The following is a 17,141-nucleotide window of genomic DNA, read 5'->3' as shown; positions in this document are numbered from 1 at the left end:
ACTAAATCAACTCAAAGTTCATTAGATACTATATCTGATGAACTTTTTTGTTTGTTTTTTTACAATTCCGTTCATGCCTGTGCCGGAAAACTTTTGATACATCCTTCAAGTGTGAATAAGAAATTGTACTTAGTTGTACTGAGGAAGATTAATGTAAGCGGATATGTGAATGAGATAGAGGCATTCCTGAGGAAGCTCCATTTCGAAAGCTATAAGCAATCATGATACTAAACAGCGATTGACAAAATAGAGGAACTACCTAATACTAATTGATAATCATTATCATTTATTGTGAAATATAATTAATTCAAATAGATTGTGGAGCAGATCGGAGTGTATTGCAAAGATGAGGCTGGAAGATCATATTTTCGCATGGAATTATGCCGCTGTTAAAGTACTTGATATTCGACATGCTGTGATGAAGCCTGGGGACAAGCTGCAAGGCTATGTATTACCAGCATGTGGATTTATCTACTGTGTGCGGGGTACGGCCAGCTTGAATCTCAACGGCATAGATTACGACGCAGACCGTCACTTTATTGTGCATGGTGGCAAGGGCATGAGACTAAGTATAGAGACAGGGAAGTTGTTTGAATACTATTTATTATTCTATAGAGCCTCCTTGCCAGGAAGAAAGGATTTAGCAAGACTTTTAGAACGCAGCAATCCATTTCGGATGCAGTATAGCTTCGAGTCTTTGGAGCCATTACCACTGCACTATCAACTAATGGCAATGGAACAACTTTGGGCACAAGGAAGCCAATTGGAAAGAATTCAAGTTAAAGGCTTGTTCTATCAGTTTATACATGAATTATTAAAGCAGTTTACAAAGGATGGAATTAACCTCAGGCAACCGGATGTCATTGGGCAGGTTGTCCGTTATATTGAGGAGCATTATCGTCATAATTTATCACTAGAATCTATAGCGGAGCAATTTAATTACAGCCCTCGTCATTTATCAACCCGCTTTAAAGGGGAGACAGGGTTTAGCTTGATTGAATATTTGATACGATTCCGGCTTAAACATGCAGAAGAGCTATTATGATGTACCGATGCTCCACTTCGCGATATTGCAGAAGAAGTTGGATATAACGATGTATATTACTTCAGTCGCATGTGCAGTAAATACAATGGTCAATCTCCCATCCGGTTCCGCAAGGAAAGCAGGCAGGTGAGCTCATCGGACAATCGTCCATTTACCACCGCCAAATTCTCCATTGGCGAGCACATATCCTCCCGATATAATGTTATTGAGTATGATAATCATTATCATTACTATTACCATAATGAAATAACCGGAGGGTCTTCACCTATGAGATTAACAAAGACGTCAAGTTTTATTGTAGCGATGCTGCTTAGCTTTACCTTGCTATTAAGTGCATGTGGATCTGCAAGTGTTGGTTCTAATGTCACAAATTCTAATGGATCCAAAGCTTCTGAAGTTACATCATCATCACCAGCAAATAATTCAACTGCAGCTGACAATGCCAATAAGGATGCTCAGACAAGAACTATCTCTACAATAAAGGGAGATATTGTTGTTCCAGCTAATCCAAAGAGGGTTGTCGTGTTATACCTTCAAGGGGATCTTGTGGCCTTGGCATTAAGCCAGTAGGGACTTCGAGTGTCTTTGAAGGAGCGGCCTTTGCAGAAGAGCTTGGGGGGGATTGAAGATCTAGGTTCATGGTATGAGCCTAATCCAGAGGCTATTATGGCAGTAAAGCCGGACTTGATCATAGCTGCTTCTGAAGAAACTTACGAAATCCTTAAGGATATTGCACCGACCGTTCCAATTCCTTATGAAAAAATGGCGACGGATGAACGTGTAATGAAGATTGGCGAGGTATTTGGCAAGGAGCAGGAGGCACAAGCTCTATTAGATAATTTCCACGAGAAGTTGGAGAAGAGCAAGCAGCAGCTTGATGAACTTGGAATTTTGGATAAGACAGTAACCATTATCGAAGGCGGCAAAAAAGAGATGGCGGTGATCGATAGCAAGCTTTATGGAAGGGGCTCTCAGATCATTTATGAATATTTAGGGCTAAAAGCACCAGAGATTCTTCAGAAAAAGATTGATGGCAGAGAGAAGGCTACTGGAGGGTTTGTTTCCTTAGAGGTGTTACCTGAGTATATAGGAGACTTCGTGTTCCGCTCTGTATGGGATGGGGCTGATGATTTGTCAGACAATCCAATTTGGAACAGCATTCCAGCAATCAAAGAAGGTAGATTGATCGAAATCGGGTTTGATTTTTCATATTATTCCGATATCTACTCTCTTGATAAGCAGCTAGATTTTGTAGTTGAGAAGCTAGTGTCAGCGTATGAAAAAAAATAGAAAGCTAGATGATAGAACAACCGTTATCCCTGATTTAAGAGGGAAATCGTATTTCGGTCTGTTTCTACTCCTAGGGATACTGCTGCTGCTACTTTCAGTAGCAGCTTCTATCTCATTTGGCTCTGCTTCCATGAGCCTGAAAATGGCATGGACAGCGATTTTTAATTTTGATCCTGAACTGACCGAACATCAGATTATTCATGCCCTTCGAATTCCGCGTACAGCAGCTGATATTATTGCAGGTATGTGTCTCGCGGTAGCAGGAGCGGTTATGCAGGGCTATACGCGAAATCCCTTAGCAGATTCCGGATTAATGGGAGTAAATGCAGGAGCAGCTCTTGCAATGGCCGTTACACTGGTTTTTCTTCCAGGGCAACTGCAGACAACAACCTTGCTGGTTAGCTTTATTGGCGCAGGACTTGGAGCAGGATTAACGTATCTTGCCGCTTCATTGAATCGTTCAGGAATGACACCTCAACGACTGGTGCTAGCTGGAATATCAATTACAATGCTATTTGGAGCTGTGGGGTCATTTATCTCATTAAACTATGGAATTGGTCGTGCCCTTGCTTATTGGACTTCGGGTAGTGTGGCTGGAGCAACATGGGTGGAAATTAGGCTAGTTATACCTTGGTTCTTAGGTGGACTGGCTTTGTCACTATTCATTGCACGCTCTATCACTGTTTTAAACTTGGGGGAAGAGATTGCGAAAGGCTTCGGGCAACGGATCGTTCTCGTTAAGATGCTAGCTACGCTTGCGGTCCTTTTACTAGCGGGTGTAGCTGTTGCACTTGTAGGGCCAATCGGCTTTGTAGGGTTGATTATTCCGCATATTATGCGTTTTTTTGTAGGGGTAGATTATCGTTATATTATTCCGGCATCAGCCATTTACGGCGGCGCACTTATGGTTGTAGCGGATATCGCAGGAAGGCTGATTAATCGTCCGGCAGAGACAGCACTGGGCATTATTTTTGCAATGATTGGTGTTCCTTTCTTCTTGCTAATTGCGAGCAAAGAGAGGAGAGCCTTCAAATGAATGTTGTTAAATCGCATAAGGCTACAATATGGATTCTATCTCTTTTAATACTGCTTATTGCAGGAGCTATTCTTAGTCTTAATATGGGAAAGGTGTCCCTCAATCCACTTGAAGTATTTCAAGTATTGCTTGGACAAGGTCCAGAGGAGCATAATCTCGTTGTTTATAAGTTTCGTCTTCCTCGGATCGTATTAGCGATACTTGTTGGATTTGGGATGGCACTGGCAGGTGCAGTTATGCAGGCTTTGCTGCGCAATGATCTGGCTGATCCCGGCATGCTTGGTATTAGCTCAGGTTCAGGTCTTATGGTGTTGCTGATTATCTCAACGGTAAGCATTCAAGGCGCCGCTATAACATTATTACTGCCGTCTATGGCATTCTTAGGTGGTCTGCTGGCAGCAACTCTGATCTATGTTCTAGCCTATAGAAAACGTCGTATGATTTCTTCTACACGACTTGTCTTGACTGGTGTTGCGATCAATATGGGGTTTAGTGCGCTATCGCTATTCCTGACTTTAAAGCTTGATGACCAGAAGTATGAGTTTGCGCAGCGTTGGCAAGCAGGATATTTATGGGGTGACAAGTGGTCTTATATCAGCTTGTTGGCACCTTGGGTATTGCTGCTATTCGCATATATTCTTTCTAGTTTCAGGACATTGAACGTCTTGGTGCTAGGCAACGAAATTTCGATAGGATTAGGAGTCGCTGTAAAGAAGAAATTTTTGCGCTTGGCGATTGCGGCTGTAGGCATAGCTTCTGGCTGTGTAGCGCTCGGGGGCTCGATCTTCTTTATTGGATTGATTAGTCCGCATGTGGCTCGCAAGCTGGTAGGTCATGACTACAAAGTGCTTCTACCTACTTCAGCGCTTATTGGTGCGCTATTGCTGCTTGTAGCGGATACGATTGCTCGAACGGTCAGCTTTAAGTCAGATATTCCCGCAGGAATTATTGTAACAATGCTGAGTGTGCCTTACTTCCTATATCTATTGATGCGTTCAAAATAAATATCGATAGGTTCGAGCCTCTCACCGTATACTAAAAAGGTCTATAAGATTGCTTAATAAGCGATTTTATAGACCTTTTTCATTTTCAGAGCTTATTAAATTCCAGAAAAGTTTGATAAATATAAAAAAATCCCCTTTCTCCTATCTTTAATAGAAAGGAAGGACTGTTCCCTATCTCGTTAATTGATCAAGATACCGGTGTGGCAGGAACTATATATCTTACCAGTAAAGATGAAGGAATCACTTGGGTTTATGATGAAGCTTATGATAAGCTTCTAAATCCTTTTTTTACAGGGGACCATAAAAAGAACAATTTCGACTTGAAATAGATTATTGTTATATGAAATATCTACTAAGCCATTACTATCCTCAACGACCTTCTGGATACTTTTTAAGCCTATACCATGACCGGATTTATTAGTTTTTGTGGAGCAGATGTCGCCAAAACGATTCGTATGAATTTCATTCACATAAGGATTCTGAATCCGGATGAACAAGCTTTCATTAAGATAATGCATATGTATGGTGATATAGCACTCTTCATTTCTTTTATCGCAACAAGCTTCAATGGCATTGTCCAGTGCATTTCCTAAAATCACACTGATAACTGTGGTGTCGAGCGTCAGCTGTACAGGGATGTTCAAGTCTAACTTGAAGGGGATCTGATGCTTCTCAGCGACCTGCTGCTTGTAGTTGATAATGGAATCAATAATCGTATTCCCGCTATTGCTGACGCCTATTGGATTGTCTATTTGCCCCAGTAAGTTGTCCAACTCATTCAGATTGGCATCTTCACCGGATTGTACCTTTGCGCGTAAACCTATGAGAATATTTTTAATATCATGCTGGAACTTAAAAGATTCTTCCTGTATTTCTTTTGTCAAAAGATATTGATTTACATAGTAAGCATTTTGTTGCTCAAGTAAGTAACTTTGGTTCTGTGCAGATTGGATAACTAACATACGGTCGCATAAGATAAATATCAATAAATTTATAATGAGTAGTCCTGTGGATAGGATTGGAACAAGGGTAGGGAAGGACTGCATATAAAGGCTGGATGCGAAGCTGTAGATCCCTAGTGTGCTTATAGAAGGGCAAATAAATAATAGAACCCAATACCATTTAGATAACCCGCCATTTCCAAAGGCTTTAGCTACGCGCACGGATACAAAAGCTAATATAAACATCAGCAGCTTGGAAAGAAACTGGTTCAGAATATATCCCTTTGTCGAGTAAAATAGGGGCAGTGATAACTCACTAAGCGTAATAAGCGCAACCAGAAAAAGAGCGGCAACGATCCGCCATTTGATATTTCCATTGTAAAAAAAAGATAAGAGAGCAATCAGGCCAATATTGAGTGTGAGTAGGATTGAGCCTGGCAGTGAGCTATAGTGCAGAAAGACAATACAGAGGAAATATAGAGAGTACAAGATAACAAGATTGGCTTTGGTGGTAAGTCGGCTAACGAAACAATGGCTGTAGAAGTAATGAATGATGATAGGTAAAAGTGGAAGCGTTACTAGATAGAATAACTCCTCCAGAAAGATATTATCCAACAAGACTCCCCCTGAATTTCAGATATTTTTTCTTAAAATCGGCACTATATTTTGCACTAATGGGTAAGGCTTCACCATTTAGGAGAATTACTCCCTGGTTACTGATTTCTTTAATAAAGTAAAAGTTAACGATGTAGGATTGATGGATTCGGACAAAATCGCTCACAGGAAGCTTCTGCTCTTCCTCGTTTAGTGTACTGTAGTAGTCGAGTTGATCGTTGCAGGAATAAAGAATAATTCTCCGCCGGTTGCTTTCCAGATAGATGATATTTCGATAGGGGATTAGAATTTCTTTTCCTTTTTGCTGTAGTGATAAGAAGTTTTTTTTGCCTTGCTGCAGCTTGCGAATTACTTTTTCAATCGTAGAAATCAGTTTTTGCTTAAATATCTCTGAATCGATAGGTTTCTTGATAAATCCCGAGGGCTGAACATCGAAGAGTTGCAGATGATATTCATCATGACTAGAGACATAGATAAGCTGCACTAGATCATTTTCATCATTTCCCCGCAGTACATACCCAGCTTTTATTCCATCCATATCCGCCATTTCAATGTCCATAAAAATAATTTCAAACGCGCAGGCCTCTTGAATGGCCTTAGTGAAGCTTTCTCCGGAATAAAAGATCGACACCTCTATTTTCCTTGTGAAATTCCTTTGAGTCTCCAGAATAAGTCTCTCTATTAATTCAGTAGTGGGAAAGTCATCATCACAGACAGCAATACGTATCACTTTATCATTCCTTTCGACAAGAATTGTCCAAAATATCCGGGAATTTGTCGACCATATAAGTCACATTATACAAATCCTTCTTAATAATTACATTAACTAACTTGATTATTACAGTTTGAATGTAGTGTCCATGACAACATGTTAGGATGTGGAAAAGTGAAAAGAGGAGTGTTTGATTTGACTCAAACGATCTTTGAGGCCAGAGGTTTAAGCAAACAATACGGAGAGTCTTTTGCGCTTCAGGATGTCTATATGACGATTGGGGCAGGAGATATTTATGGGTTTGTTGGCGAAAATGGGGCAGGTAAAACTACATTAATGAAGATAATAGGCGGATTGGTACATCCGACACATGGCGAAATCTCTCTTTTTGAAAAAAAGGACACAAAAGCTGTTCACGAGGCGAGGCGAAAGGTTGGATTTCTAATTGAAAGGCCAGCGCTTTATCCTAATCTAAATGCGAAGCAAAATCTTACGTTTTATTGCCGTGCGTTTGGGATTAAGGATAAGAGCAGAATTGCGGAAGTATTGCAGGCAGTTTCTCTGGCAGATGCCGGTTCTAAGCTAACCTCAGAATACTCCCTTGGGATGAAACAACGTTTAGGTCTGGCTATTGCTCTACTTAACGATCCCAAATTTCTGGTATTGGACGAGCCTATTAATGGTCTTGATCCGTCAGGCATTGTAGAAGTGCGAAAGATCCTGGAGAAGCTATCCAAAGAGCAAGGAGTGACTATACTAATATCCAGTCATATTTTAAGTGAGTTGCAGCTACTTGCGACCCAATACGGTTTTATTCATAAAGGAAGGTTAATCAAAGAAGCTTCTGCGGAGGAACTCTTACATACGGCGGAAACAAAGATCTGTATTCGAACGGCTGATCCCGCAGCGACACTTCAGATTTTGAAAAGTGAACTCCAACTAGAAACCATTACGATCAGCGAAGCTGGAGAAATTCAAATTCCTAAAGAGAGTACAAATCTGGAAGAACTGATGTCTTTTTTTCTACAGCGGGGCATCCATATTGAAGGGATTAACCTGTCGGCTCCAAATCTTGAGAACTATTATATGGATCTAATTGCTGGAGGTAACGAATGAGGAATTTTCTTAAGGCTGAAGCTTATTATGTAACCAAGGATCCCATGTTCAAGGGGATAAGTCTTCTTTTGCTGTTTGGAAGTGCCTTATTACTGGTTTGGATGGGGGTACAAGTAGGATTTGATATAGACAGTCCTTTAGAGCCTTTAATCACTAGCATTCAGTTATCTTTTTTTCTGTATTTTATCATCCCGATTTACGTTTGTTTTTTTGCTACCGAGGGATTTGAGTATGGGTCGGTTCAAACCATTATCGCTTCGGGTCAGAGCAGGTCATTATATTTACTGGGAAAATATCTGACCGAATTAAAAGTTGTATTATGGTGGGTAATTCAATTTTTTGGTCTTTTTTATGTATTGTATATGCTGGCAGCGCTTGTTACGGGTTCCCATATCGGAAATGAAAGCTTAGAGGGGAAGTTTATCGTTGCTATGGGGGCTATTGGATTCAATATTTTGTATCTCGCAGCTTATTCCGCTGTCGTGCTGTTGTTAGGAGTATTGATGAAAAAATCGGCTACCGCTGTTATTGCCACGTTTGTTTTTGTATTTGGCGATTTTCTGCTCAGTGGTTATCTGAAAGACTCTTCGTATGTATATCTGAGAGTGATTTCTGAAAATACGCTAACGACGCAAATTTTTAAATTCTCTGCTGTAAATTCACATGAAATATATACCCTAAACGAGGGTGTTCGTATGATCCTAATCCCTGTTGTAATCATAGGAGTTTGCTTGAGCGTTGCTTTAATTTCTTTTGAAAAGAGAGATGTGCATCTATAGAGAGGAAGGATGGATTATGAAAAAGGATAGCAAAAGAACCACTATGATCTTAAGTATTTCGGTAGTAGTTATTATTTTTTGTGTTCTTTTTGTGAGTATACGAATATCTTGACGCTGTCTATCTAGTTTTACTAGAACGTGAGGATTGAATCGCTCTCTGGTAAAAAAGCCACGGCGTACGTTAATAACGTACCTCGTGGCTTTAGGTGTTTATGGAAGGACATTGCCGGCAGCACGGTAGATTTCATACCATTCTTGCCGAGTGAGAGTAATATCGGAAGCTTTGGCAATATCACGCAAGCGCTGCGTATTAGTTGTGCCAACGACAGGCTGCATATTTGCCGGATGTCTGAGAATCCATGCGATGGCAATCGCTGTATTGGTTACGTCTTTTTCAGCTGCTAAGCGGTTAATGACCTCGTTCAATTCAGGGAACTTATCGTTATCTAAGAATACGCCTTCAAAGAAGCCATATTGGAAAGGCGACCAAGGCTGAATGGTCATGTCATGCAGGCGACTGTACTCCAAAATCCCGCCATCATGAACAACTGAACCGGAGTTAGTCATATTCACATTGAAACCTGTATCAATCATGCCAGTGACCATAATGCTCAATTGCAGCTGGTTGAACAGCAGCGGTTGCTTTACACTTTTTTTAAGCAGCTCGATTTGCAACGGGTTCTGATTGCTGACACCAAAGTGTTTGACCATACCTTTGCTTTCCAGAATATCAAAAGCCTCAGCGACTTCTTCTGGCTCGAATAGCGTATCAGGACGGTGAAGCAGTAGGACGTCGATATAGTCTGTTTTCAAGCGCTTAAGGCTGCCTTCCACAGATTGCAGGATATGTTCCTTGGAGAAATCAAAAAAACCGTTGCGGATTCCGCATTTGGTTTGGATCATCATTTTATCACGCATACCCGGATTGTTCTCCAGTACACCTGCGAATACTTCTTCGGCTTTGCCAGCTGCGTAGATGTCGGCGTGGTCAAAAAAGTCTATTCCGAGCTCGAGGGCACTATGTACATGTGTATCTGCTTCTTTTGCAGATAAATCAGCAATCCGCATACAGCCAAGCGAAATTTGTGACACCTCAAGTGCGCCGTTTGCTACACTAATTTTTTTAACCAAAAGTGACTCACTCCTTCGAATGTTAGTAGAACATGCAGTATTCAATCAAACCATATCATAAAGAGGGGAGGTAAGCCAATGTCTATCTAAAAGAGAAAGAGGTTATCTCGTCAGTAGAATTCACTACTTCAGAGATAACCTCATTTGTCTATAGATCAGTTATTAATACATATTTGGAATGTCGACATTAGGATCAATGTCAGCTTCGTAGTCTACACCCTCTGTTCTAAAACCAAACAGATTAAAGAAATCTTGGCGGTAACCTTCAAGATCAGCAAGCTCACCTGCATTGTTGGTTGTCAGCTCGTCCCAACGTTTCATAACCTCAGTCTGAACATCCTCACGCATTTCCCAGTCATCAATTCGGATCAAGCAGCCTCCGTCAGCAGTAGCTTCGCCCCCACTGTAAAGATGCTCAGAGAATAAACGGTACATTTGTTCAATACAGTTCTCGTGCAGCCCTTTTTCCTTCATTACTTCATACAATGCAGAGATATAAAGAGGGACTACAGGAATCGCGGAGCTGGATTGGGTTACCAGAGCTTTGTTCACGGAAACAAAAGCACGTCCACCTTGAGTGGACAGGCGATCATTCAGTTGGATCGCTGTTTGTTCCAGATCATGTTTGGCTTGACCAATCGTTCCGTCGCGATAGATAGGGTGAGTGATTTCAGGCCCGATGTAGGAGTAAGCAACGGTTGTAGCTCCCTCGGCAAGCACGCCAGCTGCTTGAAGCTGATCGATCCACATTCTCCAGTCTTCGCCGCCCATAACTGCGATGGTCTGACGTACTTCCTCTTCTGAAGCAGGCTCAATAGTGGTCATGGATACTTCACCTGTATGGAAGTTCAAGGTTTTGTTCGAATAAGCGGTTCCCACCGGTTTAATGACGGAGGAGAAGGTTTCTCCTGTTACCGGATGAGTGCGGCGTGGTGAAGCGACACTATAGACAACTAAATCAACTGTGCCATATTCAGCTTTAATCAATTCAATGGTCTTCTCTTTGATAGCATCGGAGAAGGCATCGCCAACTATGCTGTGAGATTTAAGTCCAAGCTGCGCTGCTTGTTGTTCAAAAGCAGCAGAGTTGTACCAGCCAGCAGAAGCTGTACGTTGACCTTCAGCAGCTTTATCAAAGAAAACACCAATGGTGTTGGAGCCCGCACCAAAAGCGGCTGAAATTCTGGAAGCTAGTCCGTATCCGGTAGAAGCGCCAATGACTAGTACATTAGCAGGTCCCTCAATTTTCTTTTGTGCTTTTACATATTCAATTTGTTGTTGTATTTGTTTGGCGCATCCCTCTGGATGGGCTGTTGTACATATAAATCCGCGAGTTTTAGGTTGAATAATCATCAAGGAATTCCCCTTTTTATAAAATTAAAGTCCAATGTTACTTCAGAGAAAGTATAGCAAACAATATTTACTAATACAAAGAATTTAGGATATTGGAGAAGAATGACTGCTCTCCACTACGATCGACTGCCATCCGCTGCCGCTTACGGACCCAGATGACGTTATATGCAAATTTATCGCCTTTTCAGCAGGGTTTCGGACCCCAGAGACGTTATTGCTTAGAAAAAGGTTCATATTAGGTGTATTTCGTGCCAATAGCGGCTATGAGGTCCGTTGGAATTCCAAATGTGCAATAATGCTGCGTTAAGGGTCAACTGTGTCCGATAGGGGCATTGTGCGGGGAGCTGTGATAGGTCGACCGAACGTAAGAAGGAAATAAAACGAACGAATGACGAATCTTACGAATCATGGCAATCGAACTATCTAACCCGAATCATCCGATGAACCCAAGCAGAAAAGGGGCTGCCCCAGCAGCCATTTCGTGGCAATGGGACAACCCCTTAATCTAATGAGGCTAGATTACGCCTTAAATATGGAATCTATAGTTTTGATCTCTTCTGGTGTCAGCTGCACCTTCAGCGTCTCTAAGTTGGAAACGATCTGCTCAGGACGTTTGGCGCCCGGAATAAGCGCATCGATGGAAGGTACGGTCAAATACCAGGCAAGTACGACATGTGCGACTTCGACACCTTTAGCATTGGCAATCTGACGAACCTTGTCCACCTTCTCCAGATTCTTGGCAAAGGTCTCCCCTTGAAATAGCGGGTCATTTTTTCTAATGTCGCTGAATGTATCGCCTTGCTTATATTTGCCGCCCAGCAGACCCGACGCAAGTGGGAAATAGGGCACGAAAGAAATGCCATGCTCCTGCGTATAAGGCAGCAAATCTTGTTCCGCATCACGATGCAGCAGATTGTAGTGGGATTGAAGAACATCCACATGACCGTCTTTGTTGGCTTCTTTCAGCTGATCAATGGAGAAGTTAGACACCCCGATGGCTCTAATCTTCCCTTCATCCTTCAGCTTCTTAAGTTCACCTACAGCTTCGTCCTTAGGTGTGCTTTCATCAGGGAAATGAATATAGTAAAGATCAATATAATCGGTCTGGAGGCGTTTCAAGCTGTCTTCTACAGACTGTCTTAGAAAAGCTGGAGAGTTGTCGAGTGTAATCTTGTCACCGGTAATCACGTGAGCGCCTTTAGTAGCAATGACCACATTGTCGCGGTCGCCTCTTTCCTTCAGCACTTCGCCAATCAGTTCCTCGGATCTTCCTGGTCCATAAATAAAGGCGGAATCAATAAAATTAATCCCATGATCCAGAGCGCTGCGCACAATATTTCTGCCGATTTCATCATTTAAACCCGGAAATAAATTATGTCCGCCAACAGCATTGGCACCCAGACCCAGCGGGAGAACCTGCAGATTGGTTTTTCCTAAAGTTATTTTATTAGCCATAATCAATAGTCAGCTCCTTAAAATATAATACGTACTATATTAAGTATAGAGAATAACTCGGGTCAGGACAAATTTTGCCTTCCAGCTTTATACATGAATATTTAAACCGGATAAGTTATGATAGTAAGAAAATTTTATATTCGCGTTCGTGCAATCATGATGAGGAGAAGGAGGTCCGTCTTATGCTAGTCATTAATCAAAATGAAGTGGCCGAACTGTTAGCTATGGAATCTTGCATCTCCGTTATGGAATCTGTTTTGAAGGCTCTTTCCGCTGGACAAGCGGTACAAAGCTTAAGACAAGTGCTTCCTTTACAAAAGAGCAATCTGCTCGGCTTAATGCCGGGTTATTTGCAGCATGAAGAGGTAGCTGGTGCCAAAATCATCAGTGTATTTCCCAGCAATCATGGTTCAGGCCTGCCTTCTCATCAAGGTCTTGTTACCCTATTCGATTCATCTACGGGTGTTCTGAAAGCTATAGTGGATGGACAAAAGATTACAGCCATTCGTACGGCGGCAGTCAGTGCAGCAGCAACCCGATATCTGGCCAGAGAGGATGCCGAAATCCTTGCTCTTCTTGGAACTGGGGAACAAGCAAAAAGTCATCTGGAAGCGATGTTGCGGGTTCGACCCATCCGTGAGGTAAAAGTATGGAGCAGGACACTCGCAAAGGCACAGGATTTTCAAATGGAGATGAGCCAAAAATATGATGTGCAGATCATTGTTGCCGAGACAGTTCAAGCGGCAGTCAGCGCAGCGGATATCATTTGTACCGTGACAGCATCCACCGAACCTGTGCTCAAGGGAGAATGGCTGAAACCGGGTGTACATATCAATGCTGTCGGCGCATGCAGACCAAATGACCGTGAGCTGGATTCGGAGACCGTCCAATTAGCTAAGTTATATGTAGATCGGCTGGAATCCGCTCAGAATGAATCTGGTGATTATTTAATCCCGCTGAACGAAGGCAAAATTACAGCAGATCATATTGTCGGGGAGATTGGTGAGCTGATCAGTGGCACTATCGAGGGCAGAAGGTCCGCAGCTGACATTACTCTTTTTAAAGGATTAGGGCTGGCCATTGAGGATTTAGCAGCAGCTAATTTTATATATAATGAAGCTGTTAGATTACATAAAGGCACTGAAATTGCATTCTAAGGAGCGACTACACGATGAGCACTTATGAAGGTCTGTATGATTTCAAGTTGACGGAGCAAGAGGAGGAGCGGGCTAAACGCTTGCATGAACAGAACATTATTATCGATCTGCTGTTTCAAGGCCCCTTATCTCCAAGCGCGATTCCAGACTCTATCTCTGACAGAATCAAAGAATTATGTGAGCCTTATAAAGATGAGCCAATGGTATACAGCAGTATGCCTGCAAAAATCATCACAAAGCTATCTGCGAGCGGAGAGATCCCTGAGTATAAGGAAGAGTGGTACAAGTCCGGAATTACAGCAGGGAACCGCGAACTTCATTTGGAATCCTTAGACAGCATCATTACAAGCATGGCAGAGGTGCAACTGCAATTCGATTCTGCAGATTGGTTAATCAAAGTCTTAACTGCCGAAGACATACGTGCTGCCAAGCGTAATGGTTATAAAGCGGGCATTATCACAGCACAAGAAACGGATGGTCTGGGCACGAATCTCGATCAATTAGATGTACTTTATAACTTCGGATTAAGAATTATACAATTGACCTACAACAATCAGAACCAGATTGGGGCGGGCTGCGCAGAACAATCGAACGCCGGGGTCACTAATTTTGGGAAAAGATTCATTGCACGCTTGAACAAGCTGGGGATCATTGTAGATACGGGGCATTGCGGGAAACAGACTACGTTAGATGCCTGCGCTTATTCCACAACTCCGGTGATTGCTTCACATACGGGTGTAGAGGCGATCTATCCGCATATGCGCTGTAAAAGTGATGAGGAGATTATCGCGATAGCCAAGACGGGTGGAGTTATTGGTATTTTTGCTATGCCTTGGTTTGTTCATGAAGATCCTAAACATACAACTATTGACCATGTGCTGGATCATATCGAATATGTAATCCGGCTTGTAGGCGTGGATCATGTCGGAATTGGAACGGATTGGCCGATGAGCGATGTGCTCTGGTCATTGGTTTATTTTAAAGAACATATCGCACCCAAGCTTGGATTCGCCAAAGGAGACGGTCCTTCTACAGAAACCGTTGCTGGACTTGAGAAATATAGTTATTTTATTAACTTTACTAGAGGTTTGGTTGCCCGCGGTTATGCGGATGCAGATATTGCTAAGATCATGGGCGGCAACTGGCTGCGCGTATTTGAAGAAATTTGCGGATAGGGGATAAACAGATGACAACCTACTTACACACATCTACATTTAACGTCTACTTTTCTGGTGTTTATACAGGCAAAATTCATTTTACAGAGCAACAGATCATGCTAGCTAAGGTCGATCCGCGCAGAAGAACGCAAATGCAGGACAATGTGCTGGATGGACAGTTCAAGACCGTACTCCCGCTTCAAAAAATCCATAAACATTTGGATGCTTATGCTAATGCAGAATGGGCAGAAGACGAGGTAGTGCTGAGTAATGGCGATATCTATCAAAAGCATATCCAGTATCAGGCGCAGATTGAAGGCCGCGAACTGACCTCACAAGTATGGGCGCTGCGCAAAGAGACGGCTCTGGACATTGTGACTTTGGACGGGGAAATTATCGCTTTTTTAACGCCGAATCGGTATGGTATTGAGCTTATGGTTAAAGCAGGTTATGAGAAGCTGACTCCGTTAGTGGTCTACGACGATCCTCTTCTATCCAAGGCAGAATATGGTGTGAACGATTTGGGTACTGATCTGATTCCGATGCGCGATGGGGTGAAGTTGGCGACAGATGTTTTTTTACCAGAGGGCATTAAGCCGGGAACTAAGCTGCCGACAATTCTCGTAAGAACATGTTATGACCGCAACGGAAAAAAAGAGATTTTTATGAGATGGGCCAATAAAGGTTATGCAGTAGTATCGCAGGATGTTAGAGGTCGGGCAGATTCGGAAGGCGAACTGATTCCTTTTTATAATGAACGGGATGACGGTTATGATACGATTGACTGGATTATTGCTCAGGAATGGTCGGATGGCAACGTCGGCATGTGGGGCGCATCCTATCTAGGTTTTGTTGTTGTGGCGGCGGCCACCAGTGGGCACCCGAATCTGAAGGCGGTTGTGGATGAAGTGAACGTGGGCTCTCCATTTGTTGATACCGTTCGCAAAGGGGGAACCCTTTGTTCTTGGCCATTGCTCTCTTGGACTCTTGCTCAATCTGTGGGTACTCGGACGGATTTTGATATCTTTGGAGGCATTACGGTGAATCCGGAAGCAGCCGTTGATGCAAGACCGATTAAAGAGATCCCTCAGCAAATGATTGGCAAAACATCAGGTCCATGGGATCTGTGGAGCCAGCATCCGGAGTATGATGATTTCTGGAAAAACTGTACTTTTACCGAGCGCGGTGATCAGGTGCAGGTGCCTATGTATGTTATCTCAGGCTGGTATGACGGCGACAGCGCCGGCGTATCGGAAACATGGAGAATGTTGACAGAACATGATGTGCCAAATCGAAAAATCCGTCTGGGCGCTTGGGAGCACGGGCCGAACAGAGCTAGAGACTACGAAGGCGTGAGCTTCGGCAATGATGCCGTAGTCTATGATTACGATGTTTCTGTGCTGCGCTGGTTCGACCGCTTCCTCAAAGGCATTCCAAATGGAATAGATCAGGAGCCTAGAGCCTCTTATTATGTTGTTGGTGAAAATCAGTGGAGAACGTCCGCGGATTGGACACCTGCTGATGCCACAACTTCTTCCTTCTACCTTTCCAGCGGCGGGCGAGCGAATTCAGGACAAGGGGATGGGCAACTGCTTGCAGCGCCTGAGGAACATTCTCCTGAAGATACTTATATCTATAATCCTCATGATCCTATGAATGGTAGCGGTGAACGAGAGCCTGAGAATTTGCGAAAATACGAGCTGCGCAATGATATCCTTGTCTACACTAGTGATATTCTGACGGATGAGCTGACTGTGGCCGGAGAATTGTCTGCGGTTATCTATGCTGCCAGCACTGGCAAAGATACGGATTGGGTTGTTACGCTTAGTGACGTGAATGAACAAGGGGACTCTATCCGGTTATCCAATTATATTGTCAGAGCTAAATACCGTCATGGATTGGAAGCGCCTGAGCTGCTGATTCCTGGGCAGGTGGAGAAATATGATATTTTCATGCCGAATATTGCTCATAGATTTGCTGTGGGGCACCGAATTCGGTTCTCGATTACTTCGTCCAGTAAATTCGTTGCTTTCCCTAATACAAATACAGGCAGTAATCCGTATGAAGATTCAGAAGCGATTACTGTGCTGCAGACTGTTTACCATAATTGTGAGTATCCGAGCCATGTGAAGCTGCCGGTGGTTCCTAACGCTTAAATGTGACTTTAATACGAAGAAAGGGCTGAACAAAGGTAAAGGGAATTAACACTTGAAGCTGAAGCTGCATTTGATGACAAATGATGCTTCAAGTGACGTACCGAGAGAGTACTGAGTGAACACCGAGTGCGGCCTAGGTGAAACAAAAAGTGAAGAATAAACTTATGCTTCAATTGAAGCGAAAAGTAAAACAC

General features: G+C 42.9%; 15 protein-coding genes and 1 pseudogene. 11 read left to right on the top strand and 5 right to left on the bottom strand.

The window, feature by feature from the left end:
* Positions 1–346 precede the first annotated feature (346 nt).
* From NSQ91_RS25350 to NSQ91_RS25325, 6 genes and pseudogenes are all read left to right on the top strand, one after another.
* Positions 347–1,045, top strand: a complete 699-nt coding sequence (locus NSQ91_RS25350) for a helix-turn-helix domain-containing protein (RefSeq protein ID WP_256716498.1) — start codon at positions 347–349, stop codon at positions 1,043–1,045.
* 15 nt (positions 1,046–1,060) lie between these two features.
* A pseudogene (locus NSQ91_RS25345) lies at positions 1,061–1,147 on the top strand (AraC family transcriptional regulator); the annotation flags it as partial.
* A gap of 165 nt (positions 1,148–1,312) precedes the next feature.
* Positions 1,313–1,615, top strand: coding sequence for a hypothetical protein (locus NSQ91_RS25340; protein WP_340920402.1), 303 nt, complete (start codon positions 1,313–1,315; stop codon positions 1,613–1,615).
* A 30-nt stretch (positions 1,616–1,645) separates the two neighbouring features.
* Positions 1,646–2,335, top strand: coding sequence for an ABC transporter substrate-binding protein (locus NSQ91_RS25335; protein ID WP_256716500.1), 690 nt, complete (start codon positions 1,646–1,648; stop codon positions 2,333–2,335).
* A complete protein-coding gene (locus NSQ91_RS25330; protein WP_081391846.1) occupies positions 2,322–3,371 on the top strand; it encodes a FecCD family ABC transporter permease in 1,050 nt (349 codons plus the stop codon). Before NSQ91_RS25335 ends, NSQ91_RS25330 begins: the two co-directional genes overlap by 14 nt.
* Complete coding sequence (locus NSQ91_RS25325) at positions 3,368–4,375, top strand: FecCD family ABC transporter permease (RefSeq protein WP_076304234.1); 1,008 nt, start codon at positions 3,368–3,370, stop codon at positions 4,373–4,375. The genes NSQ91_RS25330 and NSQ91_RS25325 overlap by 4 nt, the downstream gene beginning before the upstream one ends.
* 275 nt (positions 4,376–4,650) lie before the next feature.
* Here the strand turns inward: NSQ91_RS25325 and NSQ91_RS25320 are convergent, their stop codons facing one another.
* Both NSQ91_RS25320 and NSQ91_RS25315 read right to left on the bottom strand, forming a co-directional pair.
* Complete coding sequence (locus tag NSQ91_RS25320; RefSeq protein ID WP_076304235.1) at positions 4,651–5,931, bottom strand: sensor histidine kinase; 1,281 nt, start codon at positions 5,929–5,931, stop codon at positions 4,651–4,653.
* The gene (locus NSQ91_RS25315) at positions 5,924–6,661 is read right to left on the bottom strand and encodes a LytR/AlgR family response regulator transcription factor (protein WP_076304236.1); all 738 of its coding nucleotides are present in this window, start codon (positions 6,659–6,661) and stop codon (positions 5,924–5,926) included. Before NSQ91_RS25315 ends, NSQ91_RS25320 begins: the two co-directional genes overlap by 8 nt.
* Positions 6,662–6,817: 156 nt before the next feature.
* On the opposite strand from NSQ91_RS25315, the gene NSQ91_RS25310 reads away from it, so the two are divergent.
* Positions 6,818–7,759: an ABC transporter ATP-binding protein gene (locus NSQ91_RS25310; RefSeq protein ID WP_179088169.1), complete on the top strand. Its 942-nt coding sequence runs from the start codon at positions 6,818–6,820 to the stop codon at positions 7,757–7,759.
* A complete protein-coding gene (locus NSQ91_RS25305) occupies positions 7,756–8,538 on the top strand; it encodes a hypothetical protein (RefSeq protein ID WP_076281186.1) in 783 nt (260 codons plus the stop codon). The genes NSQ91_RS25310 and NSQ91_RS25305 overlap by 4 nt, the downstream gene beginning before the upstream one ends.
* A gap of 210 nt (positions 8,539–8,748) precedes the next feature.
* Here NSQ91_RS25305 and NSQ91_RS25300 read toward each other — a convergent pair whose 3' ends face one another.
* From NSQ91_RS25300 to NSQ91_RS25290, 3 genes are all read right to left on the bottom strand, one after another.
* The gene (locus NSQ91_RS25300; protein ID WP_370510776.1) at positions 8,749–9,657 is read right to left on the bottom strand and encodes an aldo/keto reductase; all 909 of its coding nucleotides are present in this window, start codon (positions 9,655–9,657) and stop codon (positions 8,749–8,751) included.
* 174 nt (positions 9,658–9,831) lie between these two features.
* Entirely contained in the window at positions 9,832–11,022 is a 1,191-nt protein-coding gene (gene fabV / locus NSQ91_RS25295) for an enoyl-ACP reductase FabV (RefSeq protein ID WP_340920392.1), read from the bottom strand.
* Between the two features lie 519 nt (positions 11,023–11,541).
* On the bottom strand, positions 11,542–12,477 hold the full coding sequence (locus tag NSQ91_RS25290; RefSeq protein ID WP_340920389.1) for an aldo/keto reductase: 936 nt from the start codon (positions 12,475–12,477) through the stop codon (positions 11,542–11,544).
* 182 nt (positions 12,478–12,659) lie between these two features.
* Between NSQ91_RS25290 and NSQ91_RS25285 the strand changes: the two genes are divergently transcribed.
* From NSQ91_RS25285 to NSQ91_RS25275, 3 genes are read left to right on the top strand one after another with little or no spacing between them, the layout of a single operon-like run.
* Positions 12,660–13,634: an ornithine cyclodeaminase family protein gene (locus tag NSQ91_RS25285; protein ID WP_076185517.1), complete on the top strand. Its 975-nt coding sequence runs from the start codon at positions 12,660–12,662 to the stop codon at positions 13,632–13,634.
* A 14-nt stretch (positions 13,635–13,648) separates the two neighbouring features.
* Positions 13,649–14,809 (top strand): dipeptidase, encoded by a 1,161-nt coding sequence (locus NSQ91_RS25280; protein ID WP_340920387.1) that lies wholly within the window; start codon positions 13,649–13,651, stop codon positions 14,807–14,809.
* Positions 14,810–14,820: 11 nt separating this feature from the next.
* Entirely contained in the window at positions 14,821–16,947 is a 2,127-nt protein-coding gene (locus tag NSQ91_RS25275) for a CocE/NonD family hydrolase (RefSeq protein WP_340920384.1), read from the top strand.
* Positions 16,948–17,141: the final 194 nt, after the last annotated feature.

Source organism: Paenibacillus sp. FSL R7-0048 (assembly GCF_038004505.1).
Lineage (GTDB): Bacteria > Bacillota > Bacilli > Paenibacillales > Paenibacillaceae > Paenibacillus_AQ > Paenibacillus_AQ odorifer.
Note: the sequence above shows the minus strand (reverse complement) of the source record. Positions and strands in the feature narration are given on the sequence as shown.

What these genes read in the sequence shown, in the direction of transcription:
- NSQ91_RS25350 (WP_256716498.1), top strand. Translation starts at nt 347, where the DNA reads ATGAGGCTGGAAGATCATATTTTCGCATGGAATTATGCCGCTGTTAAA.
- NSQ91_RS25340 (WP_340920402.1), top strand. Translation starts at nt 1,313, where the DNA reads ATGAGATTAACAAAGACGTCAAGTTTTATTGTAGCGATGCTGCTTAGC.
- NSQ91_RS25330 (WP_081391846.1), top strand. Translation starts at nt 2,322, where the DNA reads ATGAAAAAAAATAGAAAGCTAGATGATAGAACAACCGTTATCCCTGAT.
- NSQ91_RS25325 (WP_076304234.1), top strand. Translation starts at nt 3,368, where the DNA reads ATGAATGTTGTTAAATCGCATAAGGCTACAATATGGATTCTATCTCTT.
- NSQ91_RS25305 (WP_076281186.1), top strand. Translation starts at nt 7,756, where the DNA reads ATGAGGAATTTTCTTAAGGCTGAAGCTTATTATGTAACCAAGGATCCC.
- fabV (WP_340920392.1), bottom strand. Translation starts at nt 11,022, where the DNA reads ATGATTATTCAACCTAAAACTCGCGGATTTATATGTACAACAGCCCAT.
- NSQ91_RS25290 (WP_340920389.1), bottom strand. Translation starts at nt 12,477, where the DNA reads ATGGCTAATAAAATAACTTTAGGAAAAACCAATCTGCAGGTTCTCCCG.
- NSQ91_RS25285 (WP_076185517.1), top strand. Translation starts at nt 12,660, where the DNA reads ATGCTAGTCATTAATCAAAATGAAGTGGCCGAACTGTTAGCTATGGAA.
- NSQ91_RS25280 (WP_340920387.1), top strand. Translation starts at nt 13,649, where the DNA reads ATGAGCACTTATGAAGGTCTGTATGATTTCAAGTTGACGGAGCAAGAG.
- NSQ91_RS25275 (WP_340920384.1), top strand. Translation starts at nt 14,821, where the DNA reads ATGACAACCTACTTACACACATCTACATTTAACGTCTACTTTTCTGGT.